Origin of the sequence: Pseudomonas ficuserectae (genome assembly GCF_024584585.1) — a bacterium.
Taxonomy (GTDB): Bacteria; Pseudomonadota; Gammaproteobacteria; order Pseudomonadales; family Pseudomonadaceae; genus Aquipseudomonas; species Aquipseudomonas amygdali.
Genome location: NZ_CP085684.1, coordinates 6,023,149 through 6,048,573 on the forward strand (window position 1 = coordinate 6,023,149; position 25,425 = coordinate 6,048,573).

Here is a 25,425-nt window from a genome sequence, read left to right on the forward strand (position 1 = left end):
GCGATTTTTTTTGACTGATTTCCGAACGGGATCTCGTCTTTGTTATCTGTTGTGGGTAGTTTGCGTTCGGCAAGGAGTCGTTGGCGCGCCATTTTTTGTGCAGGACGCACAGAATTACTCAGAGGCTTCACCCTTATGAATCGCAGAAATCTCCTGAAAGCGTCCATGGCGTTGGCCGCTTACGGCAGCGTGTCGGCCTCAGGGCTTTATGCTGCGCGAGCACTGGCCGCCGCAGCCGATGGCGAGATCGAACACTTCGATTTTGCAGAGCTGCAAGCCCATGCCAAGAAGCTCGCAGGCAAAGGCTATGTGAGCAACAAGCAAGTGCTGCCACCCGTCCTGGCAGATATGACGCCGCTGCAATTCAATGCCATTCGCTACGACCCGAACCACTCACTGTGGAAAGACGTCCACGGTCAGCTCGACGTGCATTTCTTCCACGTCGGCATGGGTTTCAAGACGCCGGTGCGCATGTACAGCGTCAACCCGCAGAACAAGCAGGCGCGCGAAGTGCATTTCCGCCATGACCTGTTCAATTACGAAAGCAGCGGCATCGACAAGAATTTGGTCAAGGGCGATCTGGGCTTTGCAGGCTTCAAGTTGTTCAAGGCACCGGAAATCGCCATCAACGACGTTGTTTCGTTCCTCGGTGCCAGCTATTTCCGGGCCGTGGACAGCAACAAGCAATACGGTTTGTCGGCCCGCGGCCTGGCCATCGACAGTTACGCCAAGCGTCAGGAAGAATTCCCCGACTTCACCAAGTTCTGGTTTGAAACGCCAGATAAAAACGCCACACGCTTTGTGGTTTACGCACTGCTCGACTCACCCAGTGCAACCGGTGCCTACCGCTTCGACATCGACTGTCAGGCTGGCCAGGTAGTCATGGAAATCGACGCGCACATCAATGCCCGTACCGATATCCAGCAACTGGGCATTTCGCCGATGACCAGCATGTTCAGTTGCGGCACTCACGAGCGCCGCATGTGCGACACCATCCACCCGCAAATTCACGATTCGGATCGCCTGTCGATGTGGCGCGGTAATGGTGAGTGGATCTGCCGTCCGCTGAACAACCCGGCCAAACCGCAATTCAGCGCGTTCGCCGACACCGACCCGAAAGGTTTCGGGCTGGTGCAGAGCGATCACGAGTTTTCCAGCTATCAGGACACTGTAGTCTGGTACAGCCGCCGTCCTAGCCTGTGGGTCGAGCCGATTACCGCGTGGGGCGAAGGCGAGGTCAGCCTGCTGGAGCTGCCGACCACGGGCGAAACGATGGACAACATCGTGGTGTTCTGGACACCGAAGACGCCGGTCAAGGCCGGGGATTCGATGAACTATGGCTACAAGCTGTTCTGGAGCCCGCTGCCACCTGTGAGCACGCCGCTGGCGCAGGTCCACGCCACTCGTTCAGGCATGGGCGGCTTCCTCGAAGGCTGGGCACCGGGCGAGCATTACCCGAAAACCTGGGCGCGCCGCTTTGCTGTGGATTTCAACGGCGGCGGTCTGGATCGCTTGCCGGAAGGCACCGGGATCGAGCCCATCGTCACGGTCACGCATGGCAAGGTGCAGGACTTCAACATCCTCGTGCTGCCGGACATCAAGGGCTACCGCGTCACCTTCGACTGGGTACCGGACAGCGACTCGGTCGAGCCGGTTGAAATGCGCATGTTCATCCGCACTGGCGACCGTACGCTGAGCGAAACGTGGATGTACCAGTACTTCCCGCCAGCACCGGACAGACGCAAGTACCCTTGATGCGCACTGCGTTCCGACGCTTTAGCGCGCAACAATGACCTCAACTATCGTGCGACGCTCTGCGTCGCATGCCTTTCTGGACGCTCCGCGTCCGATCCTGAATGTGCAGTGCGGCGCAGAATTGTGACGCGGAGCGTAACGCATTGCTTTCCCACGCTGGAGCGTGAGGAACGATGAGCTCAACTAAGTGCCCGCCAAAACACTATCGTGCCCATGCTCCAGCGTGAGCACGCCGTTCTGGACGCTCCGCGTCCAATCCCTGGCACAAAGTGCAGCGCATAGCCCTTAATCCTGACTAATTAATTGACAGTTGCCCGAACTGCGACTGATATACGTGTTGTCACGCCGTTGCGAGCGTTCGCTCCAGACCTTTCATCTCCCAGAGCCTTCCTGTGTCGACACATGCCCGTGATCGTCGGGCGGTAGCTTTGTCCGCGCAATTCCCCTGACGCATATCCAGAAGGCAGCCAGCATGGCGTTGACTACTGCGAACAGCGCCGACACCAGGTCGTCGGTGATGTCCTTTGATAAATCCACGGTGGTGGTGTGGGTCGCCATCAGCCTGATTCTGGTCGAGACCTTCTCCGGAGCCTTGCGCTTCTACTTCGATCAGGCAGGCATCAGCCCCCTGCTCTACATGCCCAAAGCTGCCTGCATCCTGTTGTTTGTGCTTGAGCTGTGCACCTTCAAAGCGGGACGGTTTTTCTGGGCGTTCATGGTGGTGTGGCTGATTTCCGGGCTGCTGGCCATGCTGCATCGCGCCAGCGTCCACAACCTGGCGTTCAGTCTGTTCGCCCTGAGCCCGCTGGTGTTCGGCTTGGTGTGCAGCAAGCACCTGCTCTACCGCCGCACGCTGTTGTACCGCGCCATCGGCTTTTGCCTGCTGGCCTCACTGCTGGGTATGGCTCTGGACAAGTACACCTCGGTGCCCTGGAAGGGCTACAGCTACAGCGTCGGTGAAACCGAACTGAGCGCCAACACCACATGGAGCGCGGACGAGGTAGACCGCATTGCCGGTTTCGCCAGAGTGTCCAACGTACTGTCGATCATGATCGCCTTCTACACGCTGTACCTGATCATGTTCCTGCGCTCACGCCTGATGATGATCCTGCTCAGTGCCGTGGCGCTTTACGCCATCGTGCTGACCACCAGCAAAGCGCCAGCCGCGGCATTTGCCCTGACCCTTATTCTGCTGTTGCTGCGGCGAATGAGCTGGACCTGCCGGACGCTTTGCATCGTGGTGGTAGGCATCGGGCTGCTGCTACCGACTCTAGGGCTGATTGTGAGCCCCGATGCTTATGCGGTGAGTAGCGGCGGCTCTCTGGCCTCGCTGTATGACCGGATGATCAATACCTGGCCCAACCTGATAAATGCCATGAGCCGCGAAGGCTGGATGATCAGCGGCGCGGGCTTCGGCATGGTCGGCAGCACAATGGGGCTGTTTCCGGTCGAAGGTCCTGGCGTATTTCTCGGCATGGACAGCTCGGCGCTGTATCTGTGGGCGATGCTGGGCGTGCTCGGCCTGCTGCTGTATGCGCTACAGATTCCGCTGTTGTTCCGACTGATCGATGATCAGACCCGCATCGGCCACATGCTGCTGGCGATCAGCTTCTGCTGGTGCCTGATCAGCTGGACCACCGACATGTTCGAGGTCGCCGTCGCCAATCTGTTTATAGGCGTGGCCATTGGTAATGTGATTGCCAGCAGACAATCCGCTGCAAGCCATGCGCTCAGGCTGCCCTCCACTGCCCACTGACGGACCGCCAGATCATTTACCGGCCGCTGCACAGTGCCACTCTCCCTCACGATCATCCACCGGATGGCTTTCTCAAATGGACTTCAGAAAAGACATCAATGGGCTGCGCGCCATCGCGGTGGCCGCGGTGCTGCTCTTTCACTTTCAACCCGCCTGGCTGCCTGGCGGGTTCGCCGGGGTGGACGTGTTTTTCGTGATCTCGGGGTATCTGATTACCGGGATCATCCTGCGCGGCTTGAGGAGCGGCAAATTCAGGCTGGCAACGTTCTACACGTCACGGGCCAGACGCATCGTCCCAGCCCTCGCGGTGCTGTGTCTTGCCTTGCTGCTGCTGGGCTGGTTCTCGTTGCTGCCGCTGGACTACAGCGCGTTGGGCACTCATGTGGCCAGCAGCCTGGGATTCGTTTCCAACGTTGTCTACTGGCGCGAGGCCGGTTATTTCACCGCCAGTGCTCATGAGAAATGGCTGCTGCACACCTGGTCGCTGTCGGTGGAGTGGCAGTTTTACCTGCTGTACCCGATTGCACTGTTGCTCCTCAGTCGCTTTGTCGCGCTGCACAATCTGCGCTGGTGGGTGCTGGGCGCAAGTCTGGCGGGCTTTGTGGTGTGTGTGTTTGCCTCGTCCCGATGGCCGGAAGCTGCGTTTTACCTGCTGCCGACCCGTGCCTGGGAGTTGCTCGCGGGTGGCGTGGCCTGCCTGTTCCCGCTGCAACTCAGGCCCCTACAGCAGCGAGTTCTGGAACAGGTCGGACTGGCGCTGATCGTTGCCGGTTTCTGTCTGCTGTCCGTGCAGGATATGTGGCCAAGGTATCTGGTGCTGATGCCGGTGCTGGGGACTTTCGCGGTGATCGCGGCGGCCCGCAATGATTCGCTGCTGACCTGCAACCCGCTGTTTCAATGGGCAGGCAAACTATCGTACTCGTTGTACCTGTGGCACTGGCCGGTGGTGGTGTGGATGAACTACACCGGTTTGCTGGGCGACACCCGCACGGTGCTATTGGGCATCGGCGTGGCTCTGACACTGGGGCTGATCTCATGGCGGTTGATCGAGCGGCCCGCCAGCCCACATCAACCTGACCAGCGCCGGAAATTTGCCATGCCCGCCCCACTGGTCGTTCTGGTCTTCGTGGCGGGGGCGCTGGTGGGTGCGACGCGAGGCGCGGTATCGCCACTTCGCCCGATCAGTGTTTCGGACAAGGCGCATTTCATCCAGGAATACGTTGATCGACAGCACAACCTGTACGAGTCCTACTGGCTGAAATGTGACGCCTTTTCCGCCCTGACCCAGCGTGGCCAGTCGGCCATCGACGAGACCTGCACGCGCAAACAGGGGCCGGGCGGAGTGTTCTTGTGGGGCGATTCTCACGCCCAGGCGTTGTCACTCGGGCTGCGTACTTTGCTGACACGCACGACCCCCTTCTATCAGGTGGCCTCGGCCAGTTGCGTTCCCGACCTGAATGACCACGAGGGACGCGCGTCAGCGACCAGCAAGGCCTGCGACTACTCCAACAGGACTGCCCTGCAGAGCATCGACAGGCTGCATCCGGACATCGTGGTCATCGCGCAGAAGGATGGCCACGACAAGACCGACTGGAAGCGGATTGCGGCCCGCCTCAAGGGCTTTGGCGTGAAACATATCGTGCTGATCGGTCCGATGCCGTCGTGGAGCCCATCGCTGCCCAGTGTCATCGTCAACCGTCATTGGGGGCTGAGCGAGTCGTACATCCGCGATCCGGCGCTGGATCAAAGCGTCATGCGGGTGGATCAGGCAACCCGCGCGCTGGCTTTATCGGCAGGCATCCAGTTTGTGTCGCTGATCGACAAGCTGTGCATCGCCGATGCCTGCCGGGTACGCCTGGAAAACAGCCGCTCGTTGCTGCAGATCGACTCGGGACACTTGAGCGCAGAGGGTTCGTTGTACGTGGTGCGCAACTACGTATTGCCACAACTGGTGAATGAGTCGAGCACGCAGCGCGGCGCAGAGTTGTGACGCGGAGCCTCACGCAAGGCGGTCACACGCTGGAGCGCAAGGAACGACAGGTGTGCAGGCGTGGGTTAATCAACGGAGCTCTTTGAGCCGCTCGGCAAACTTGACCAGGTCAGCCAGCGAGTCGGCTTCCATCTTGCGCATGACCGAGCCACGCCGGACCTTGACGGTGATTTCACTCACGTTCAGGCGGGCTGCGATCTGTTTGTTGAGCAAGCCACTGACGACCAGTTCCATCACCTGCTGTTCGCCATGATTCAGGCTGGCGTGACGGCGCTGCAACTCGGCTTCCACGGCGGAGTTGCGGCGACGGCTGCGGTCTCGCTCAAGCCCTTGCTGGAGCGCATCCAGCAAGTCCTGGTCACGGAAGGGTTTGGTCAGAAACTCCACCGCACCGGCCTTCATCGCCCGCACGGACATGGGAATATCGCCATGCCCGGTGATGAAAATGACCGGCAGAAAAATCCCCGACCTGGCCATGTGCTCCTGAAAATCCAGGCCACTCATGCCGGGCATGCGAATGTCCAGAATCAGGCAGCCCGGCGCATCAGGACGAGGGGTGTCCATGAACTCGCGGGTCGAGCCGAACAACATGCTGCGCAAGCCGACTGACGCCAGCAGGTCTTCCAGCGAAGAACGCACCGAGAGGTCGTCATCGATGACAAAGATGACCGGCTCTTCGGCCTGCGGTGCAGTGGCGGCTGTGTTCATCAGGTTTCCATTTTTCCAGTGGGCAGCGTGAAATGAAACGTGGCCCCGATTGAGGGGTTGGGCGTCACCCAGATTCGCCCGCCATGGGCTTCGATGATAGACCGACTGATCGCTAGTCCAATCCCCATGCCTTCCTCTTTGGTAGTGTAGAAAGCGTCGAAAAGCCGGTCGGCTGTTTCCGGCTGAATCCCTACACCGCTGTCGCTGACAGTGAACTCGATTTCCCCGCCTCCGTGCCACTCGGCCCGCACGTCCAGTTGCGCCTGTTCCGGTTCGACTTTCCTCATCGCGTCCATGCCGTTGAGCATCAGGTTCAGCAGAACTTGCTGGATCTGCACCCGGTCAGCCAGCAGCGGTGGCATTCCCTCCGGCACGTCAACCGACAGTGTGACGCCCTGCCCGTCTATCTCGCTGTGCGCCAGCGCGACAATCTCGGCCACCGTGTCCGCTACACTGATCCACTCTTTGTGCGTCGACGAGCGCTTCGCCAGGGCGCGCACGCGCACAATGATATCTCCGGCGCGATTGGCATCACCGATCATGCGCTCGACTGCCTGACGGGCCTTTTCCAGATTGACCGGCTCGGTGGCCAGCCAGCGCTGACAGGCGTTACCGCTGATGACAATCGCCGACAGCGGCTGATTCACCTCATGGGCAATGGACGCAGCAAGCTCACCCAACTGATTGACCCGTGCGATGTGCGCCAGCTGCGAGCGCGCTTCATGAACCGTGCGGATGGCCCGCGCCATACGCAGCGCCAGCCAGGTGGTCATGGCGATGGCGGCCAGGCTGATGACGCAGTTGATCAGCCCGGACGCCTCGCTGCCTCTGGAGGTGGTCATTTCGTAACTGACCACCGTCAGCAGCATGCACACCGCCGCCATGACAATAACGCCCCTGACCGGCAAAAGCCTGACCGCCAGCAACACCACCGCGATCTGGAACACCCCCACGGCGATCTCCAGATCGGTCAGGGTATCGGCAATCGCGATGACCAGCGCCAGCGCCAGCAAAGCGACCCACCTGACGACCATCGCGGCTCTGCTACAGGATTCTGGCTCGTGCATCTGCACCATCTCGCTCTTCAAAAGGCCTGCCGAGTATGTCGTACAAACCTCAGGACGGGTTATCCAGACTGAACTGATCGGCCAGCTCATCATAAGCGAACAGCTCGGCGTAACGCCCCCATTGCGTAACGACATTCAGGGTCTGCATGGCATCGCTTTCCGACATGAAGTCTTCCAGTTGATCGCGAAAACGCCGCGCCGGTGCCGTGTGCGTGGGGCGATCATCCAGCACCCGCCGAATGTGCGCGACCAGCGGCACGAAGCTCAGCAGATGCTGGGCAAACAGTTGCTTGCGTTCGTCCACATCCGCCAGCGCATAGCGATTTGCGGCAGGTAGCAAGCGAATATCACCGCCCTTGAGCTCTGCAAAACGCAACAGTTGCAGGACCTCGGCAATCGGAAACAGCTCATCGGCGTTGTAGTGCAGCGCGCTGGCCAGTTCCGGCAGGTCCGCTTTGAGGCTGTAGGGCGGCGCATGAATGGCTTCGATCAGCCCTGCCAGCGCATTGGTGGATACCTGCGGCAAGACCATGCCCAGCCCGGTGCCTGGAAACACGCCCTGACGTATTTCGCCTGCATCGTTGTCCTGGGTCATCAGCACGTAGATTTCCTCCACCAGCGCCCGGAAGATCGGGTCCTGACGGTTGCGCGGCTGAGGCAGATCGACCTTGATCTCGCTGATCACCCGACCCGGATTGGAGGAGAACAGCAGAATGCGATCGCACATCAGCACGGCTTCGGCAATGTTGTGCGTCACCATCAGGATTGACTTGATGGGCATGCGCCCTTCGCTCCACATATCCAGCAAGTCGGTGCGCAGGGTTTCGGCCGTCAGCACATCGAGCGCGGAAAACGGCTCGTCCATCAGCAGTACATCAGGGTCGATGACCAGCGCACGTGCCATGCCCACGCGCTGGCGCATGCCGCCTGAAAGCTCTTTGGGGTAAGCACTCTCAAAGCCGTCCAGACCGATCAGGTCGATGGCCGCCAACGCGCGCTTGCGACGCACGGCGGGTGGCACACGTTGCGCCTCAAGCCCGACTTCGACGTTTTCCAGCACCGTCAGCCACGGGAACAGGGCAAAGCTCTGAAAAACCATGCCTACCGACATCGCCCGCCCCCGCACGCGGCGAGGAAAATTCACTTCGCCTTCGGTGGGCACCACCAACCCCGCGATGGAGCGCAGCAGGGTGGACTTGCCCGAGCCGGAGCGACCCAGCAAGCCCACAATTTCGTTCTCATTGAGCGTCAGTGTCACGTCATCCAGCACCAGGCGCTCTTTGCTGCCTTTGCCGTACACATGTCGGACTTTCTGAACATCTACCAGGCAACGCGTTTCGACAGCCATCATGATGGCGCCCTCCTCAATCAAAATCACACAAGACTCAGACGCCGCTCGGCAAACCCGTACAGCGGACGCCACAGCAACCGGTTGAACGCGATGACGAAGATCGACATGACAACAATGCCCAACGCAACGCGCGGAAAGTCTCCCGCCTGAGTCGCGTTGGCGATGTAAGAACCCAGCCCTGCCGCTTCCAGATGCTGATCACCCCAGGACACCGCTTCAGCGACGATACTGGCGTTCCACGACCCACCCGATGCGGTCAGCGCCCCGGTGACGTAGTAGGGGAACACCCCCGGCAAGGCCACACGCCGCCACCACTGCCAGCCGCGCATGTTGAATATCGTGGCCGCTTCGCGCAGGTCAGTCGGCAAGGCGCTGGCCCCTGCGATCACGTTGAACAGGATGTACCACTGGGTGCCGAGCACCATCAGCGGCGAAAGCCAGATGTCCGGGTTCAGGTGCAGGCCGACAATCGCAATCACTGCAAAAGGGAACAGTACGTTGGCTGGAAAAGCCGCCATGAACTGCGCTATCGGCTGCAAGCGTTCAGCCCAGACCGGACGCAAGCCGATCCATACACCAACAGGCACCCAGATCAGGCTGGCGATGACGATCAGGACAATCACCCGCACCATTGTTGCCAGCCCCAATCCCAACGCGGTGACCAGGTCGCTCATGCCCAGCGATGTCTCGATGAACCTGAACAGGTAAACACTGCCGGTCAGGCAAGCAGCCATCACCAGGGCCAGCCATAGATAGTCGAGCAACCGGGCAACGCCAGGCGTGAGCTTTACGTTCCACAGCCGGGATACCACGCGCCAGTCGATCAGCATCAGGCATTTGCATGGCGCAGCGAGGATCGAGCCCAGCATCGGTGCCACCCGCGAGCGACCCAGCAGGCTGTACATCCAGGAGCGCGGACGCTTTGACGACGCGGTTTGCTCGAAGCGAAACTTGTCCGCCCATGCCACGATCGGCCTGAACAACAATTGGTCATAGGCCAGGATCACCAGCGCCATTGCGCCCACCGCCCAGGCAATCGCAGCAAGGTTTTTCTGCTCGATGGCCAGCGCCAGCCACGAGCCGATGCCGGGCAAATTGACCGTGGTGTCACCGACCGAAATGGCTTCGCAAGCGACCACAAAAAACCAGCCGCCGGACAACGACATCATCATGTTCCACACCAGCCCCGGTACGGCGAACGGCAGCTCCAGGCGGGTAAAACGCAGCAGTGGAGACAGTCCGAACTGCCGGGTGACTTCATTCAGGTCGCTCGGCACGGTACGCAGTGACTGATAGAAACTGAATGCGAGATTCCATGCCTGGCTGGTGAAAATGGCAAAAATCGCTGCGCATTCGACACCCATTTGCCGACCGGGGAACAGGCCCATGAAGAAGGTCACTGTGAACGTCAGAAACCCCAGTACCGGAACCGACTGAAGAATATCCAGCGCCGGGATAATCACCTGCTCGGCCTTACGGCTTTTGGCCGCCAGCGTGGCCACGACAAACGTGAAAACCAGCGAAGCCGCCAGCGCGATGAACATGCGCAGCGTGGTGCGCAATGCATATTCGGGCAGGCGCGCAGGGTCGAGGCTCATCGGGCTTGAGTTCAGCGCGGCAAGTGGCTGCATCATCTGGCCCACGCCATACAGCACCAACGCAATAAACACGGCAATAACGACCAGGCAAATACCATCGGCCCAATAAGGAGTGCGCGCACCGGGTTTTACAAAACGGGGCGTGCGCAGGCTTTTACCGAATTCAAATATCGAATGCATTGTTCACCTCGAATCGGCTGTGCAGGCGCGTACCCGCCAGCGTGATAAACAAACAGGCGGTCGGCGATAACAGAAAAAGGCCGTGAGTTAATAGTTGCCGGACAGTGAGTAAAGCTTATCGAGTTTTGAACAACTGTTAAAACCTGCAAAAGTAGGTCATGTTTATCTGTGAGTATGAGTTATATATACCAACGTATATTTGCAGGACTAACGGGTATGCCGTTCTGAATGTTCTGCGCCCGATCGTGAACAGTCGGCGCGGCGCAGATTTGTGACGCAGAGCGTCACCCAAGGCATTCCTACGCTGGAGCGTGAGGAACGATAGGTGTCTGTGAGAACGCAAGCTATCGTGCGACGCTCTGTGTCGCATGCCGTTCTGGACGCTCTGCGTCCTCTTTATGACTTCTTAGCTGGAGCGCAGGGAACGAGAGGTGTCCGAAAGAACACCTCACGCGCCCCGCGCCGCACGGGCACAACAGTGCGCTGATTCAGACGCGGAAGTGGCTGACCATCGTTTGCAACTGGCCTCCCAGACGCGCCAGTTCGACGCTGGAGGCTGCGGTTTCTTCGCTGGCTTCGGCGGTCTGCTCCGATACGTCGCGAACGTTGACGATGCTGCGGCTGATCTCGTCGGCCACCGAGCTTTGTTGCTCGGCGGCGGCTGCGATCTGCTGGTTCATCGCCTGAATATTCGACACGGTCCGGGTGATGCTTTCCAGTGACGTACCGGCCCTGCGCGTCAACTCGACACTGCTGTCAGTCAGTGTGCGGCTGCCAAGCATGATGCCCGACACCTGACGCGTGCCATTCTGCAATGCAGCCACCAGGCCCTCGATCTCCTCGGTGGACTGCTGGGTCCGTTGCGCCAGGCCGCGGACCTCGTCGGCCACCACGGCAAAACCGCGACCGGCTTCCCCGGCACGCGCGGCCTCAATGGCTGCGTTGAGTGCCAACAGGTTGGTCTGCTCGGCAACCGCCTTGATTACATCCATAACCTTGCCGATCTTGTCGCTTTCCTGCTCCAGCACGTTCATTGCATCGGATGAGCGAACCACCTCGGCGGCCAGTCGCTCGATCTGCTGGATGGCTTCGCCGACGACCTTGTCACCCTCACGGGCCTGCTTGTCGGCATCGGAGGCAGCAACGGACGCCTGCTCGGCATTGCGTGCCACTTCGTGCACGGTGGCCGACATTTCATGCATCGCGGTCGCCACCTGATCGGTCTCGACCTTCTGGCTGTTGACCCCGGCGCTGGTCTGCTCGGTAACCGCCGACAGCTCTTCGGCAGCGCTGGCAATCTGCGTGACGCCGTCACGAATACCGGAAATCAGCTCGCGCAGGGTGGTGCCCATGCGCTGGATGCCCTGCTGCAACACGCCCAGTTCGTCACGTCGGGTGACGGCTTCGGTATGAGTCAGGTCGCCAGCAGCGATGCGCTCGACAATCGCCAGCGTGTCGCGCAGCGGCCGGGTGATCTGCCGGGTAATGACGATGGCCGCAAGAATGCCAAGCAACATGACCAACAGCACGCAACCGATCTGCAGATTACGCGCCTGAGCAGTGTCATCCTTGCCCATCTGCATCTGAATGCCATACAGCTCTTCGCCCAGTTTGACGATGGCAGCCCCTTGGGAAGTCAGGTCCTTACGCACGCTCGCAGCAGTCTGAGTGGTGGCCTTGAAAGCCTCGACCGAGCTGCGGTAGCTACGAAGAGCGCTTTCAAACTGGGCAATCTGTTCGCGGTTGGCAGCGCCAAAAGTGGTTTTGAGCCTGTCCAGATGACTGATCGCCGTATCCAGTTGCTGAAAAGCTGCTGTCTCGGTCTTGTCATTGGGGTTGCTGGTATAACCACGTACTTCATAGCGAACCAGAATCAGGTCTTGCCTGGCCGCAGTCGCCAGTTGGGCCTGATCAAAACGCGCCGGGTCCGCCGGATCGATCTGCGTGACGGCATCGTTCAACGAGTCGACAGCCCGCATGGCAACCATGGCATTGGCGGTCATCTCGTTACGCACTTTGGCGCCAGCCTGAAACGCAGCGCGCATGCTGTTCAACGAGGCTTCATAGTCACGGGTGACATCGGCCAGTTCGCGCAGAGGCTTGAGGTTGAGCGGGTTGTTGAAGCTGATGAGCAGTGATTGCTGCTGCGCCTTGAAGACATCCAGCTTGCTCTGCATGTTTTGTGCGGCGGTTTCATCGCCGTCAGTCAGCATATATTGCAGGCGCGCGACCCGCAGATTGGTCAAGTTGTCACTCAACTCAGTGATGTCGCCGATTCTGTCGGTGCGATTGATGAGTTTATCGAGGCTGGTCCAGCCGACCAGGGCGAGAATGGCAGTGAAAAAAAGAACCGTCCCAAAGCCCAATGCCAACTTCATGTTGACGCTGATATTCGCAAAGCTGCTGTTCATAAAATCTCCTGAAAATGCTTTTTGTGCGCGACGAAAGAGCTGAAGATTTTTTTTTATGGACAGCAAACCCGCGCGCCAGAGCTATCGGCTGCAGAAGAGCAAAACTTGATCAAAAAAAGGCAATCAGCGTTCGAACGCCGATTCGAGAGGAGAATCGGGGGGCTGCAAGCCCCCGATCCGGTCAGGCAGTCAGCTTGAAACGCGCCACGACATTGCGCATGTCGGTGGCAACTCGCGCCAGTTCTTCGGCAGTGACCGCATTGTTGTCGATACCCAGCATCAAGGTCCCGGAGCTGTTGCGGATCTCCATGACATTACGGTTGATGTCTTCGGAAACCGCATGCTGCTGCACCGCGGCGCTGGCGATCTGAGTGTTCATCTCGACGATACGCTCGACGCCCTGGCTGATGCTCGACAGGCTGCCAGAAGCATCGCTGGCGGCACTGATGCACGCTTGAGCCTTTTGCTGGCCGGCCTGCATCTGCTGCACGGCAACATCGGTGGCACTTTGCAGTTGCTGGATGATGTTGCGGATTTCTTCGGTCGACGCCTGAGTTCGCGAAGCCAGTGTGCGGACTTCATCAGCCACCACAGCAAACCCACGGCCTTGCTCGCCAGCCCGGGCCGCTTCGATGGCAGCATTCAGGGCCAGCAAGTTGGTCTGATCGGCAATCGTACTGATGACCTGAATAACGCCACCAATCGACTGACTGTGCAGGGCCAGCGCATGGACTTTCTGGGCGCTGACTTCCACTTCTTCAGCCAGAGCCTGAATGGTCGAGTGGGCCTGATGCATGATGCGCAGCCCGTTACGCGAGGCAGTGTTCGCTTCATCAGCAGCCAGCGCAGCACCTTCGGTGTTCTGCGCTACGTCGGCCACGCTTGTGGTCATCTCGTTGATGGCCGTCGCCACTTGCTCGGTTTCAGCCTGTTGCGCGTTCATCGACTGCTTGGCCAGACCGATGGAGGTGCCCAGTCGGGCAGCTACGTCAGACAGTTCGTATGACGTGCGGTCCATGTGCGAAATGGAGCTGGCGAATGCTTCGGCCATCAGGTTCAGACCGTTGGCGATGTCAGCCACTTCGTCCTTGCTGCTCACCTGTACACGGGCGCTCAGATCACCGTCGGCCAGGCGACGGGTGACGCCCAGCAGACCATCAATGGTCAGGCGCAGGGCACGGTAGATGCTGAAGAACGCATAGAGCAACAGCAAGCCCATGATTACGCACATGGCAATCACGACTTCGCGTTGCAGCAAGAGCGCGTCGTAACGCGTATCCAGTTCACCTTGAAGCGCACTCTGGATTTCGTCCTGGGCCTTATAAAGCCCGGCGACCACAGCGTTACCGCGCGCGCTCAGCGCCTGCCCCTGCGGCACCGAGAATTCCGTACCTTTGACGTACGCTTGCAGGTCATTGCGAAAGCCGTCCATCGTCGAGGTGGCCGAAGCGATAGGGTCGCCAATGCGGGCAGCAAGCTCTGGAGCACGACGCTTGAGCAGTCGAATGCTTTGCTCCAGCTCCGCGCGAAATTGCAGTTCGATCTTCAACAGGCTTTCAAGCGAGCCGCGCATCGGTACGCTTAGCCCCTGACCAGTACTCAAACCGGCGGTGATACCCCGGATCTGACCGGCCACGTTGATTTCTCTGGGCATGCGAATGGTGCTCAGGTCGATCAGAAACAGCGAGGCATAATCTTCGTCCAGTACCATGCCCGAGGTAGCCGAGACGTAATAGATAAAGTTGAGTGTCTGGGCCAGCTGCTCATTCCACTGTGCAAACACCTCATCTTGCGAAAGACCAGGCTTGAGACTTTCCATCAGGGAGCGCGCACCTTCGCGAAGACGCTGCACGCGACTCTCGGTCTCCAGCAGACGTCCTTGACGGGCATCCATGTCAGCGAGGTTATTAAATGCTGTTTCAAGCTGAGTGCGGTTGCTGGCCAGATCCTGGGCAGCGGAGGCATCACCGGCGAGCAAACGGTTGGTTGCTGCACGCTGCAGCATGGAGAGTCGCAGAACGGGTGTCATGACATGCAGGTATTCACGACCGATACGTTCCTGGGCAACGGTGTCGATGCTCGCATTCAGACTGTTGAAAACCCGAAGACCAAGAACGATCAGCGGGATGACGATGATGATGGCTAAAACGGCAAACTTGGCAGGGAAGCGCAGGCGATTGGTAAGGTAAATACCAGGCGAAAGGATGTTCATAGTGGTCTCTATTTTAATTAGGGTGCCCGATCCGGCTGAAAAAGCTCCTTTATTTCTTTGCATCACGGCAGGTGCAAGGTCAGTGGTACCACCTCGAAGGGAATCATCCATTCAGATAGAGGCATAGTGACATCACTTCAGAGCTGTGCCCTATCGGGGAAGTTCAATGAGGCCATAATCTGATACCGGGCTATCGGCAGGGCCACGTAGAACGTGAGGTTGCGGGGATTTGCGGCGGGGAGCGGAAGCGGAGTGTGAGGTGCGGAGCTTGCGATGAACGCTGATCCAAATGAGGTGAATTCAGCTCCGTATGGCGGGAAACGGGTGTCCATCCGGCAGATCTGCCGACCACAGATTTTTCAGCGCGTACACCGTCGTGCGGCATCGTGACGCACGACGGTGAGCTTCATAGCGTTTTGAACGAGGACCTTTCAAGCCCTCGTCCACTCCACGTTCGACAACCCGAGCTTTTCAGCTTGAGGCTTGCTCAGCTTTGGTACCGGGTCGGAACGGTACTTGGGGATCGCACCGAATCCTGCATCCACCGACGCCCAGTGCCAGGCTTCTTTATTGTCCATGACAACCGCTCTTATATAGAACGTCTTGTAACTGCCATGCAGCAGGTAATCGATACGGTAGTGTTTTTCATCAGCCATTGTGGTGCTCCTGCTTTGTCGACTCGCAAAACAGATCGCAGGGTTTTCGAAAAATTCAAAATATTAATGCCATAATGTAAGCGATATCATATAGCCATCCTCACTCATGCCGGTAGGGATGGCCGCAAGGCTATGACAACTAATAGACTTTGTTTATAACCCGTCTTTTTTGAATTTTTCGCCAACACAGACGGCTTACGCTCTGAGCATTGCCTGCGGGGCCTCTGAACTAAGAGTGTGTTGTTTTTCAAACATTCAGCGAATAAGAAAATTCTATTGAACCCGGATTTTCAGGCCGTTCATCCCGTTCACTAAAGTTATACGCAACGTCTACATCCCCGCTTTCTCATATCCAGTGAGTGCGTTGAATAAAACCCATCCAGGTGGGTTGACGCTTCCCAAAGATCACGCCTGAGGATACGACATGTTTATTCATAACAAGCGGCTTCAATATACCGTGCGGGTAGCTAGACCAAACCCTGGACTGGCCAATCTTCTGCTGGAACAGTTCGGCGGTGCCCAAGGCGAGCTGGCAGCAGCCGGACGTTATTTCACTCAAGGGTTGAGCGAGGAGGATCCAGGCCGTAAAGACCTGCTGATGGACATCGCCACCGAAGAGTTGAGCCACCTGGAAATAGTCGGCTCGATTATTGTCATGCTCAACAAAGGCGCCAAAGGTCAATTGGCTGAAGGCATCGAAGAAGAAGGCGAGCTTTACCGCTCCATCAACGGCAATGGCAACGACTCCCATATCACCAGCCTGCTGTACGGGGCCGGTGCGCCGTTGACCAACTCTGCCGGTGTGCCTTTTACGGCGGCCTACATCGATACCATTGGCGAGCCAACGGCTGACTTCCGCTCCAACATCGCTGCGGAATCCAGAGCGAAGATTGTTTACGAGCGTTTGATGAACGTGACAGATGACCCGGGCGTGAAAGAGGCACTGGGCTTTCTGATGACACGTGAAATCGCTCATCAGTTGTCTTTCGAAAAAGCCCTGCACGCCATCCAGCCCAACTTCCCGCAGGGCAAGCTGCCAGGCATGCCGGAATTCACCAACAAGTACTTCAACATGTCCGGTGAACCCAATGTACGCGGTCCGTGGAACCAGGGCGGTGTCTGGGAGTATGTGGAATCGCCACAACCGGCTGTCGATGGCGGTGATGGCACTGCTTCCGTCACACTGGATGCCAAGGATGCAGAAGTGCTGGAAATGATGAAGGAGCGGACCCAGTCCGATCCGACTGCCAACCCTATTACCGGTGCGGATCTGGGTTCTGGTTTTGTACAGGGCAAAAATGTTTGAAACGGGTTTAAGCCTGTCTTGTTCAGGAGAACGGAATCATGAAAAAACTTCGCTCCCGCAAACCTTTCCCGTCTCAGGGCGAGTTGGATACTGCGTTGACCGACGCGGTGTTTGTAAAAGGGCTTCGTGCTTTCGAGGCTCAGGCGCTGCTCGCACGTCGGGGTCTTCAGGTGGTGATGGCTATGAAGGTCTTTGGGGTTGGAACCTTGCTTGATAACAACCTGCCAGAACGCTGATCACATTCGGTCATCAATGGCACACGTTCTATAAGGCGAGTCCCCGGGCAGGCTGGACACCAGCCTTGCCTGTGGATAAGTCACTCGGTTACTGAAAAGGGTATAACCATGACTCGTATGACCATAGAAGATTTGTTCATTCACGAACGCTCAGATGTTTGTAGCGCCGAAAGTCATATCATTCAGTGACGTCTCAATAGCCGCATGACATTACCTCTCGCCAGGAAGATGTCATCATGCGCAATATCCCATCACGTTTTTACTGTTACATCACTTTTTGGCAGCGTCGTCGCCATGCGCAGCAGAAAGTTTTTTCGCATGTTCAAGATGCTGCTCAAGTGTTGGCAACGTGGCTTTGGCAAACGCCTTGAGCTCGGGGTCATCACCGTTCTCGGCCTCTTCCTTGTACAGTTTGGTCGCCTGCTCATGCGCAATGACCTGATTATTGGCATACGCTTGATCAAACGACTTCTTGTGCATTTCCAGAATGGCGGCCTCGGCTTTGTCCATCAGTATGGGGTCCTCGGACAGTTCAAGGTTCTTGCTTTTGGCAATCGCTGCCAGCTTATCGTTAGCAGCCGTGTGGTCTGTGACCATTTGCTGAGCAAACTTCTTCACGTCGGCAGACACACCCTTCTCATCCTGTACAAGCTTGCCAACCAGAACTTCTGCGATCCCTGCTGCAGAAGCATCTTTTACAAAGTCATCAGCGTCCTGCGCAGCGGTAGCCACTTGAGAGCCTAGCGAAAGCACGATGGCAATGGCGCTCATGCGAAAATAATTGTTCATTTTCGATCATCCTTGTTTGGGCTGAATACGTCATCGTTATCGACGATATAGACGTTTTGACCCACGCCCAAAACCTGTGTTCAGCCTGTCCGACCGCTTGCAGCAAAAGGCCGATGTCGATGATCCTGAACCCAGCAGGTGAGCCAGCCAGCTTATGTATTCAGACTGAGCAGTCGTAAGACTCGCTCAAGACAGTCATCCATTGATAATTGACTGGTATCGAGACAAAGGGCGGCGCCAGCAGGCGGTTCGTAAGGGGCGCTGATGCCGGTAAAGTCTTTCAACTCGCCTGCCAACGCCCGGCGATAAAGCCCTTTAGGGTCACGCTGAATGCAGGTTTCAAGCGGTGTGCTGATAAACACTTCGATGAAGCGTTCGTGGCCAATGATCGAGCGAGCGGCTTCCCGGTCGGCCTCATAGGGCGAAATGAACGACGAGATAACGATCAGGCCTGCGTCATTCATCAACCGGGCGACTTCAGCGATGCGCCTGATGTTCTCCGAACGATCTGCCGCAGCAAACCCCAGATCCCGGCACAAACCCTGACGTATGTTGTCGCCATCCAGGGTATACGCAAGCCTGCCAAGGTCCATCAACGCTCGCTCCAGTGCAAACGCTATGGTGGACTTTCCGGAGCCGCTGAATCCGGTCAGCCAGACTGTTTTCGGCGTTTGCTTCAAATGCTGCTCACGGTCTGTCGAGGACACTTGGCTGGTTTGCCAGACAAGGTTCTGTACGCCATGTGAGTTGTCCATGATCGCCTGTTCCTGATGTGCACACAGAACGAGAATACATTTTTTCCGCGAGGCATTCGTGCTCATGGAATAACCACATCTGCCACCTATCGGCCCTCGGCAAAATACGCTGAATTTCCCCGTATCACGATACTCACTTATCTACGCTGCATAGAAAACAGAAAGTCTCGCGTGACCGCGTCAATCGTGATTTTCAACTGCCGAGGTACGATTTTCATGACGTCTCTTCAAGTGATGACTGGCAATGCCGTCGTCAAAACCGTCGTTGAAGAAGCCTGTTCAAAAACCGTCTATCAATCATGGATGAGTGAACGTGCTCCAGAATATCAACACGATGCGGTCATGTTTCTGAATCACTGCCTGGCCCAGGCCGAGCGGGAAAACTGCGACCTTCCGGCTCAGCCTGAAGCGCTGGAACACTGGATGGAGCAGAACGTAGGTGCCGTAGCGGATCACTATGCGCTCTACCTTGAACAACGTCGCGCCGGGCAGCCCAGGCGATTCTTCAAGACCAAGGCTCACGCGATGTATTTCATTCAGCAGGTCGCGCCGACCAAGCTGGTTGACGGTGCATGGCTGTATGGCTTGCTGCCGCATTGGGCAGACTACCGTTTTCACGGTCTGATTCGTACTTACCTGGAAGAACTGGGCGACGGCGAACAGGCGCAGAATCATGTCTCCCTTTATCGCAAGTTGCTGGCCGACCTGGACTGCGACACCAGCGCCCCACTGGCAGATGACGCCTATCTGCAAGGCGCCATTCAGCTGTCATTGGGGCAACTGAGCGAGCAGTACCTTCCCGAGGTGATTGGTTACAACCTGGGCTATGAACAGCTGCCGCTGCATTTGCTCATCACATCGTTCGAACTGAATGAGCTGGGCATCGACCCTTATTACTTCACGCTGCATGTGACGATCGATAACGCCAGCACCGGCCACGCACGCAAGGCTGCGCAGAGCGTTCTTGAGCTGTTGCCTGTGGGCCAGGAACGCGACGAATTTTATCGCCGTGTCGCCAATGGCTACAGGCTGAACGAGTTGGGCATGGGCTCTACCCAGGTCATCCAGTCGTTCGATCTGGAGCAGGAAGTGATCGCCATGCTGGAGCGCAAGCGGACCTTTGGTCAGCACATGCATTCTGACTATTGCCGTCTGGACGGCAAGACGGTCAACGAGTGGCTTGCCGAGCCCGACCAGATCCCGGAGTTTCTTGCCGTGCTGCAAAACAGGGGCTGGATCAAGCGTCACGAAGACCCTCTCAATAGCCGCTTCTGGAAACTGTTTGAAGGGGTCGGTGCACCGATGTTCGGCGTGTTCAATGGCTACGAAAAGCAATTGGTGCACGACTGGATCGCTGGCGACTGGCTGTCGGATGGCAGCGCTCAGCAGCCTGTCGGCAAGCGGCTGCCGGAAGCATTTCGATCCCGTTTCCGCAATCTGCAAGGCGGTGCTCAGCCATCGCCGGTTCTTGCCGTGCCTGCATCGGCGGATGCTGACCCGGATGTGCGCGAGCTGCACATGAAACTCGAGTCGGCAGCAGCGTCCGAGAAGATGTCCACGTTGATCGAAAGCATGTCCCCGGCAAGGCACGCGACAGCCGCCGGGCTGCATGCCACTCGCCTGTTTGTCAGCAGCATGGCCGAGCGAGTGACAGGAGCCCACCCATGACTCAATCACTGCCCGACAGCGCCGCGCTGATTGCGCTCGCCCAGCGCCTCAAAACCAGTGGCTATCGTTTCATCACGCCCACGCCGTTGACTCATCAATACGTCAATCAACGCTCGGAAAACCGCATTGCCGCGTCACTGCGGGATGTCTTCGGCTGGAGCCGTACGATACCGGAATCCATGCTTCCGGTTGCAGAGGCTCAAGGGCTTTTGGAAGCCGGTATTCTTCAACGCAGCGAAGACGGCTTGAAGAGCCGGGTGAGATTTTCAAGCCTGAATGACTTGTTGCTGGTGCATTCCGCGTTTCCTACCGGCGATGAAGACTCGGTGTTTTTCGGTCCGGATACCTATCGCTTTGCGCACTCCATCAATCGTCATCTGCAAGGCACTTCACACTCGATCAGCCGTGCTGTCGACATCGGCTGTGGCACCGGCGCTGGTGCCCTGCTGATCGCAGTTGCGCGCCCGCAGGCGCAGGTCTACGCCGTCGACATCAACCCCAAGGCCCTGCATTTCGCTCAGATCAACGCCAGGGTGGCCGGACTGGAAAACATGCAATGCTGCCACAGCGACATCCTCTCGGGTCTGACGGGCAACTTCGACCTCATCGTTGCCAACCCGCCGTATATGAAAGACGCCAAACGCCGCGCCTACCGCCACGGTGGTGACGCATTGGGCGCGGACCTGTCAGTGCGCATCCTGCGTGAATCACTGGATCGCCTTACCCCGGGCGGCTCGTTGGTGCTCTATACCGGCGTGGCCATGGTGGGCGAGCACGACCCGTTCTTCGAGGCCGTACGCGACGATATCGATCATGCGGCGCTGGCATGGACCTATCGCGAACTGGACCCGGATGTGTTTGGCGAAGAGTTGCTTGAAGAGGGTTACGAAGACGTGGACCGCATTGCAGCGGTGGAGCTGGTGGTGACAAGGCGGGCATAGAAATGCCCCGCAGGCCCACTTCGGTGTCCTTTAATATAATAGTTCAGGCTTATAACGCACATAAGAACCGAGCATTGGTCAGCCCGTCGGCCTCCCGGTAAAACTTGCCACACGCCCTTGATCAACGAGAAGCCGTTGATCAGGGAAGACTTGTCGCAAAACGGAAGGGATGACACCACATGCTACGACTCAACAAAATTATCGAAACGGCGCTCTATGTAGAGAACCTCGCCAAGGCCAGGGACTTTTATTCCGACACCCTTGAACTGGAGGTCATGTTTGAAAGCCCGACATTGGTGGCATTCAATGTGGGCGGTGTAAGTACCTTGCTGCTGTTCAAATGCGGAGCTTCACTGCAGACGCAGTATCTGAGCGGCGGAGAAATACCGCCTCATGATGCGCAAGGGCGAATTCATGTGTGCTTCGCTATCAACGCCGACCAGATGCAACCATGGTCTGATCGCCTTGCTCAGGCCAAAGTGGCCATCGAAGGCCGGACTGAATGGCCCCAGGGCGGATCAAGCATTTACTTCCGCGACCCCGATGAAAATCTCGTCGAGTTGCTGACGCCAGGGTGCTGGGCGATTTATTGAGTCGTTATTGATCAGTAATCCCAGCATATTTCTTTGCCGCATGCTGCTCAGCGAGCATGGCGTTCGTGATTTTTTCGATGTAATCAAACACCTCTTCCTGCACTGAATATACGTAATGCTCGCGGCGGTTTTTGGAGACAGTAAATGACCCAGCAGATCCTCCGGATCGGGCGCAACGCCTGGAGGCACGGCCAGGGTTTCGCCGGTTTGCTCAATCCTCGTGACAGGCTGAACCCTTGCCGGTCGATGCAGACGGAAGCCCGCGAGCTTTAGCGATTCCTGATGCCGGGCATATCCAGCCAGATGCATGGGAAAATCCTTTGTCAGTCTACGCGTCCAGGTTTTTCTTACTCAGCAAAGAAAATCCTGACTTCGAGCGACTATGCTCGTTTTTCTTGATTAACCAGTGATAAGCGTAGGTCTTCTCACATCCTTGGAGAAAAACAGACGTGTATATCGCTGCCAAAATGTTATGTTATAACACTAACAAATCATCAAGCGCAGTCATCCAAAGCGACCCTTCAATCCATGATCAGCCCTCTTTTCCAGTCCCGCCGTGTAGTCACAACCCTCTGCCTGCTGGCCAGCAGCGCAGGTTACGCAAACGCTTCCGAACAGGTCGAGCTTGCCCCATCCACGATTAAGGCTACGGCCCAGTCGCAAGATGGAGAGCATCTAGATTCAGTTACCCATGCCGGTTCTCGCCTGTCATTGACGGCCTTGCAGACCCCGGCCAGCACCAGCTCGCTGAATGGGGACGAGGTGCGCAGTCGCGGTGACGAAAATGTGCAGCAGGCCGTGGCCCGCAGCCCCGGTATCACGGCGATCGGTACACCCGGCGACGGAGGCACGGCGTTGTCCGCGCGTGGTTTCACAGGTCAGGGCTCGGTGATGCAATTGTATGACGGCAGCCGCATGTACAGCGCCATGGGCACCGTCACCATGCCGGTCGATACCTGGGCAATCGACCGCATTGAAGTGCTCCGCGGCCCGGCCTCCGTGCTCTATGGCGAAGGCGCTACCGGGGCAGTGATCAATGTCATTCCCAAGAAACCTTTTGAAGGCGATATCGAAAACCACCTGCGCCTTGGCTACGGTTCGTACGATAGCCAGCAGACCGCGCTGGACAGCGGCGGCTCGTTAACCGATCAATTGAGTTACCGTTTGAACCTCAATCAGCTGCGCAGCAACGGCTGGATCGATGACGGCGACTCGCAAAGCACGTTCTTCAGTGGTGCCCTGCGCTGGCAGGCCAGCGAAGACCTGACGTTCACCCTCGCCCATGACGGCGGCAATCAGCGCCCGATGAACTACTTCGGCGTGCCGATGATCAATGGCCGTTATCACGAAGGCTTGCGAGACAAGAACTACAACATCGAGAACGACAAGCAACATTACGACGACCAATGGACGCGGCTGACCACCGACTGGCAGATCTCCGACCGGCTCACCTCATCCAACGAGCTTTACTACCTGACCTCGCACCGACGCTGGCAGAACGCCGAAAACTACAACTGGGACGCTGCTACTCAGCAGCTGTCGCGCAGCGGCTATTTCAGCATCAAGCACAATCAGGAGCAGGTGGGAGATCGGCAGACGTTCACCTTCAAACACAGCCTGGGCGGGCTGGATAGCCAGAGTGTGCTGGGAATGGACGTCAACCGTATCCGTTTCAAGCTGACCAACAATTCGCCCTACAACGATGTGAATCCCGCGGGAGACCCCATTGATATCGAACATCCGGCACCGGGCAATTTTCAGAGTGCGTCGCCCTATTCGGAGCTGTTCAAAAGCACGACCCGACAACTGTCGGTCTTCGGGGAAAACCGCACGCAACTGAGCGACCAACTCTCGGTGATCACAGGCGTGCGCCGTGACTACGTGGATATCGAACGCAACGCCCTGCGTGATGACAGCCGCACAGAAAAGGACCTGATCGGCAACAACTGGAAAATCGGACTGGTTTACGCGCTGACGCCTGAAAGTTCTGTCTACGCTCAATACTCGACCAGCACCGATGGCGTTGGCAGCCTTGTCTCGCTCAACCCCACGCAGCAACAATTCGACCTCGCCACCGCCAGGCAATCGGAGGTGGGTTTCAAACAGGCCCTATGGGACCAGCGCCTGGAGTGGACGCTGGCGGCTTACCATATCGTCAAGAAAAAGCTGCTCACTACCGATGCCGGCAATCCTGACCTCACCCAACAGGTAGGCCAGCAGTCTTCCGACGGGCTTGAGGCCAGCATGAAGCTGCAACTGCCGCAGGACTGGGCCCTGACCGCCAACGCGGCCTTCGTTCGTGCGCGCTATGACCAATTTGATCAGAGCGTATCGGGCGTGGCCGTCTCGCGTGACGGCAATACACCCGTCGATGTGCCAATGCGCACGGCCAACCTGTGGCTCGACAAACAGCTCGGCAGCGCTGTACAGATCGGCGCCGGGCTGCGCTACGTCGACAGCCGATACGCCGATATCGCCAACACCCGCGAACTGCCCGCCTACACCGTGGCGGACGCCAGCCTGTCATGGAAAGCACTGCGCAATACCACGCTCGGCTTGCAGGCGCGCAATCTGTTTGATCGGCAATACGCAGCGAGTCAGTACAACGAAGGCGAGCAATGGATTCTGGGTGAACCCCGCTCGCTGTACGTGACTGCGGGCCTGAGTTTCTGATGCTTGCGCTAGAGCGTATCGCGTGGGCGCCGGAACAGGCGTCGGTCTGCGCGCACGAACACTTCGCCCTGAAAGATATCGACCTGCAGATCGCTGCCGGCGAGTTTGTCGGCCTGATCGGTCCCAATGGTAGCGGCAAGACCAGCCTGCTGCGCTGCGCATTCCGCTACAGTCGTCCGCACAGTGGCAAGGTTGCGATCAGCGCTCACGATATCTGGTCCCGCAGCCCGCGCTGGTGCGCCCGGCACGTTGCAGTGGTCGCTCAGGAATTCCCCGATGCATTCGGCCTGACGCTACTGGACGTGACGAGCATGGGCCGCGCGCCTCATCAGGGCTTCTTCGCTGCGGACAGCGCCCACGACCGCGCGATTGTGCAGAGCGCTTTGAACGCCGTAGGGCTGGCGGGCTATGAACAGCATCGGTTCGACACATTGTCCGGCGGCGAGAAACAGCGTTGCCTGCTGGCGCGGGCACTGGTGCAAGAACCTCGGTTGATGGTGCTGGACGAGCCGACCAATCACCTGGACCCGCGCCATCAACTGGAACTGCTGGGGCTGGTCAAGCAGCTCGGCGTGGCGACGCTGGCCAGTATCCATGACCTGAACCTGGCGGCGGCATTCTGTGATCGCCTGTGTGTCATTCATCACGGCAGGCTCATTGCGCAAGGCACGCCCCAGGAGGTGCTGACCCCGGAAATGCTGCTCCACGTATTCGGCGCCAAGGCGCTGGTCGACAGCCACCCTCTGCGTGATTACCCGCGCATTACCTGGATACCCTGAA

20 protein-coding genes and 2 pseudogenes are annotated in these 25,425 nt (G+C 58.0%); 11 read left to right on the forward strand and 11 right to left on the reverse strand.

Annotation, left to right across the window (positions count from 1 at the left end; genetic code table 11):
• Positions 1 to 135 precede the first annotated feature (135 nt).
• The 3 genes from LJU29_RS27070 (at position 136) to LJU29_RS27080 (ending at position 5,501) form a co-directional block, all read left to right on the forward strand.
• Positions 136 to 1,755 (forward strand): glucan biosynthesis protein D, encoded by a 1,620-nt coding sequence (locus LJU29_RS27070; protein WP_005756950.1) that lies wholly within the window; start codon positions 136 to 138, stop codon positions 1,753 to 1,755.
• 472 nt (positions 1,756 to 2,227) lie between these two features.
• Positions 2,228 to 3,511, forward strand: coding sequence for a hypothetical protein (locus LJU29_RS27075; protein ID WP_257111450.1), 1,284 nt, complete (start codon positions 2,228 to 2,230; stop codon positions 3,509 to 3,511).
• A 76-nt stretch (positions 3,512 to 3,587) separates the two neighbouring features.
• Positions 3,588 to 5,501 carry an acyltransferase family protein gene (locus tag LJU29_RS27080; RefSeq protein WP_257111451.1) on the forward strand — a complete coding sequence of 638 codons (1,914 nt, stop codon included), beginning with the start codon at positions 3,588 to 3,590 and terminating at the stop codon, positions 5,499 to 5,501.
• 69 nt (positions 5,502 to 5,570) lie between these two features.
• On the opposite strand, the gene LJU29_RS27085 is transcribed toward LJU29_RS27080, so the two are convergent.
• The 9 genes and pseudogenes from LJU29_RS27085 to LJU29_RS27115 all read right to left on the reverse strand — a co-directional run bounded on the left by LJU29_RS27085 (position 5,571) and on the right by LJU29_RS27115 (position 15,684).
• On the reverse strand, positions 5,571 to 6,209 hold the full coding sequence (locus LJU29_RS27085) for a response regulator transcription factor (protein ID WP_004660659.1): 639 nt from the start codon (positions 6,207 to 6,209) through the stop codon (positions 5,571 to 5,573).
• The gene (locus LJU29_RS27090; RefSeq protein WP_054077437.1) at positions 6,209 to 7,276 is read right to left on the reverse strand and encodes a sensor histidine kinase; all 1,068 of its coding nucleotides are present in this window, start codon (positions 7,274 to 7,276) and stop codon (positions 6,209 to 6,211) included. Before LJU29_RS27090 ends, LJU29_RS27085 begins: the two co-directional genes overlap by 1 nt.
• Positions 7,277 to 7,325: 49 nt before the next feature.
• Positions 7,326 to 8,630: an ABC transporter ATP-binding protein gene (locus LJU29_RS27095; protein WP_257112893.1), complete on the reverse strand. Its 1,305-nt coding sequence runs from the start codon at positions 8,628 to 8,630 to the stop codon at positions 7,326 to 7,328.
• 20 nt (positions 8,631 to 8,650) lie between these two features.
• Positions 8,651 to 10,405: an ABC transporter permease gene (locus LJU29_RS27100; protein WP_057423373.1), complete on the reverse strand. Its 1,755-nt coding sequence runs from the start codon at positions 10,403 to 10,405 to the stop codon at positions 8,651 to 8,653.
• A 488-nt stretch (positions 10,406 to 10,893) separates the two neighbouring features.
• On the reverse strand, positions 10,894 to 11,757 hold the full coding sequence (locus LJU29_RS29820) for a methyl-accepting chemotaxis protein (RefSeq protein ID WP_369812074.1): 864 nt from the start codon (positions 11,755 to 11,757) through the stop codon (positions 10,894 to 10,896).
• Between the two features lie 39 nt (positions 11,758 to 11,796).
• A pseudogene (locus LJU29_RS29825) lies at positions 11,797 to 12,816 on the reverse strand (methyl-accepting chemotaxis protein); the annotation flags it as partial.
• Positions 12,817 to 12,997: 181 nt separating this feature from the next.
• Positions 12,998 to 13,867, reverse strand: coding sequence for a methyl-accepting chemotaxis protein (locus LJU29_RS29830; RefSeq protein WP_371321924.1), 870 nt, complete (start codon positions 13,865 to 13,867; stop codon positions 12,998 to 13,000).
• Positions 13,868 to 15,139: pseudogene (locus tag LJU29_RS29835) on the reverse strand (HAMP domain-containing protein); the annotation flags it as partial. It lies immediately after the preceding gene.
• 320 nt (positions 15,140 to 15,459) lie between these two features.
• A complete protein-coding gene (locus tag LJU29_RS27115) occupies positions 15,460 to 15,684 on the reverse strand; it encodes a DUF6555 family protein (protein ID WP_002555969.1) in 225 nt (74 codons plus the stop codon).
• Positions 15,685 to 16,108: 424 nt separating this feature from the next.
• Between LJU29_RS27115 and LJU29_RS27120 the strand changes: the two genes are divergently transcribed.
• Positions 16,109 to 16,990, forward strand: a complete 882-nt coding sequence (locus tag LJU29_RS27120; protein ID WP_002555970.1) for a manganese catalase family protein — start codon at positions 16,109 to 16,111, stop codon at positions 16,988 to 16,990.
• Positions 16,991 to 17,028: 38 nt separating this feature from the next.
• Positions 17,029 to 17,226: a hypothetical protein gene (locus LJU29_RS27125; RefSeq protein ID WP_005756931.1), complete on the forward strand. Its 198-nt coding sequence runs from the start codon at positions 17,029 to 17,031 to the stop codon at positions 17,224 to 17,226.
• A 270-nt stretch (positions 17,227 to 17,496) separates the two neighbouring features.
• On the opposite strand, the gene LJU29_RS27130 is transcribed toward LJU29_RS27125, so the two are convergent.
• Together LJU29_RS27130 and cysC are read right to left on the reverse strand one after the other, a co-directional pair.
• Positions 17,497 to 18,015 (reverse strand): DUF4142 domain-containing protein, encoded by a 519-nt coding sequence (locus LJU29_RS27130; protein WP_005756927.1) that lies wholly within the window; start codon positions 18,013 to 18,015, stop codon positions 17,497 to 17,499.
• 152 nt (positions 18,016 to 18,167) lie between these two features.
• On the reverse strand, positions 18,168 to 18,770 hold the full coding sequence (gene cysC, locus LJU29_RS27135) for an adenylyl-sulfate kinase (RefSeq protein ID WP_004666622.1): 603 nt from the start codon (positions 18,768 to 18,770) through the stop codon (positions 18,168 to 18,170).
• 216 nt (positions 18,771 to 18,986) lie between these two features.
• Here cysC and LJU29_RS27140 point away from each other — a divergent pair, with 216 nt between their 5' ends.
• The 6 genes from LJU29_RS27140 to LJU29_RS27165 all read left to right on the forward strand — a co-directional run bounded on the left by LJU29_RS27140 (position 18,987) and on the right by LJU29_RS27165 (position 25,424).
• Positions 18,987 to 20,438: an iron-containing redox enzyme family protein gene (locus LJU29_RS27140; protein WP_122322548.1), complete on the forward strand. Its 1,452-nt coding sequence runs from the start codon at positions 18,987 to 18,989 to the stop codon at positions 20,436 to 20,438.
• Entirely contained in the window at positions 20,435 to 21,379 is a 945-nt protein-coding gene (locus tag LJU29_RS27145; RefSeq protein ID WP_057454398.1) for a methyltransferase, read from the forward strand. Before LJU29_RS27140 ends, LJU29_RS27145 begins: the two co-directional genes overlap by 4 nt.
• A gap of 179 nt (positions 21,380 to 21,558) precedes the next feature.
• Positions 21,559 to 21,972: a VOC family protein gene (locus LJU29_RS27150; protein WP_005756918.1), complete on the forward strand. Its 414-nt coding sequence runs from the start codon at positions 21,559 to 21,561 to the stop codon at positions 21,970 to 21,972.
• Positions 21,973 to 22,116: 144 nt separating this feature from the next.
• Complete coding sequence (locus tag LJU29_RS27155; protein ID WP_005756914.1) at positions 22,117 to 22,245, forward strand: hypothetical protein; 129 nt, start codon at positions 22,117 to 22,119, stop codon at positions 22,243 to 22,245.
• 255 nt (positions 22,246 to 22,500) lie between these two features.
• Positions 22,501 to 24,645: a TonB-dependent receptor gene (locus tag LJU29_RS27160; protein WP_257111453.1), complete on the forward strand. Its 2,145-nt coding sequence runs from the start codon at positions 22,501 to 22,503 to the stop codon at positions 24,643 to 24,645.
• Positions 24,645 to 25,424, forward strand: a complete 780-nt coding sequence (locus LJU29_RS27165; protein ID WP_005756911.1) for an ABC transporter ATP-binding protein — start codon at positions 24,645 to 24,647, stop codon at positions 25,422 to 25,424. The genes LJU29_RS27160 and LJU29_RS27165 overlap by 1 nt, the downstream gene beginning before the upstream one ends.
• The last annotated feature ends 1 nt before the right edge of the window (position 25,425 follow it).

Excerpts from the sequence above, each read along its gene's own strand:
- LJU29_RS29820 (WP_369812074.1), bottom strand. The coding sequence starts at position 11,757 with ATGGGCACCACCCTGCGCGAGCTGATTTCCGGTATTCGTGACGGCGTC.
- cysC (WP_004666622.1), bottom strand. The coding sequence starts at position 18,770 with ATGGACAACTCACATGGCGTACAGAACCTTGTCTGGCAAACCAGCCAA.
- LJU29_RS27145 (WP_057454398.1), top strand. The coding sequence starts at position 20,435 with ATGACTCAATCACTGCCCGACAGCGCCGCGCTGATTGCGCTCGCCCAG.
- LJU29_RS27165 (WP_005756911.1), top strand. The coding sequence starts at position 24,645 with ATGCTTGCGCTAGAGCGTATCGCGTGGGCGCCGGAACAGGCGTCGGTC.
- LJU29_RS27130 (WP_005756927.1), bottom strand. The coding sequence starts at position 18,015 with ATGAACAATTATTTTCGCATGAGCGCCATTGCCATCGTGCTTTCGCTA.
- LJU29_RS27090 (WP_054077437.1), bottom strand. The coding sequence starts at position 7,276 with ATGCACGAGCCAGAATCCTGTAGCAGAGCCGCGATGGTCGTCAGGTGG.
- LJU29_RS27100 (WP_057423373.1), bottom strand. The coding sequence starts at position 10,405 with ATGCATTCGATATTTGAATTCGGTAAAAGCCTGCGCACGCCCCGTTTT.
- LJU29_RS27140 (WP_122322548.1), top strand. The coding sequence starts at position 18,987 with ATGACGTCTCTTCAAGTGATGACTGGCAATGCCGTCGTCAAAACCGTC.
- LJU29_RS27115 (WP_002555969.1), bottom strand. The coding sequence starts at position 15,684 with ATGGCTGATGAAAAACACTACCGTATCGATTACCTGCTGCATGGCAGT.
- LJU29_RS27125 (WP_005756931.1), top strand. The coding sequence starts at position 17,029 with ATGAAAAAACTTCGCTCCCGCAAACCTTTCCCGTCTCAGGGCGAGTTG.
- LJU29_RS27080 (WP_257111451.1), top strand. The coding sequence starts at position 3,588 with ATGGACTTCAGAAAAGACATCAATGGGCTGCGCGCCATCGCGGTGGCC.
- LJU29_RS27075 (WP_257111450.1), top strand. The coding sequence starts at position 2,228 with ATGGCGTTGACTACTGCGAACAGCGCCGACACCAGGTCGTCGGTGATG.
- LJU29_RS29830 (WP_371321924.1), bottom strand. The coding sequence starts at position 13,867 with ATGGCCGAAGCATTCGCCAGCTCCATTTCGCACATGGACCGCACGTCA.
- LJU29_RS27085 (WP_004660659.1), bottom strand. The coding sequence starts at position 6,209 with ATGAACACAGCCGCCACTGCACCGCAGGCCGAAGAGCCGGTCATCTTT.
- LJU29_RS27120 (WP_002555970.1), top strand. The coding sequence starts at position 16,109 with ATGTTTATTCATAACAAGCGGCTTCAATATACCGTGCGGGTAGCTAGA.
- LJU29_RS27150 (WP_005756918.1), top strand. The coding sequence starts at position 21,559 with ATGCTACGACTCAACAAAATTATCGAAACGGCGCTCTATGTAGAGAAC.
- LJU29_RS27155 (WP_005756914.1), top strand. The coding sequence starts at position 22,117 with ATGACCCAGCAGATCCTCCGGATCGGGCGCAACGCCTGGAGGCACGGC.
- LJU29_RS27070 (WP_005756950.1), top strand. The coding sequence starts at position 136 with ATGAATCGCAGAAATCTCCTGAAAGCGTCCATGGCGTTGGCCGCTTAC.
- LJU29_RS27160 (WP_257111453.1), top strand. The coding sequence starts at position 22,501 with ATGATCAGCCCTCTTTTCCAGTCCCGCCGTGTAGTCACAACCCTCTGC.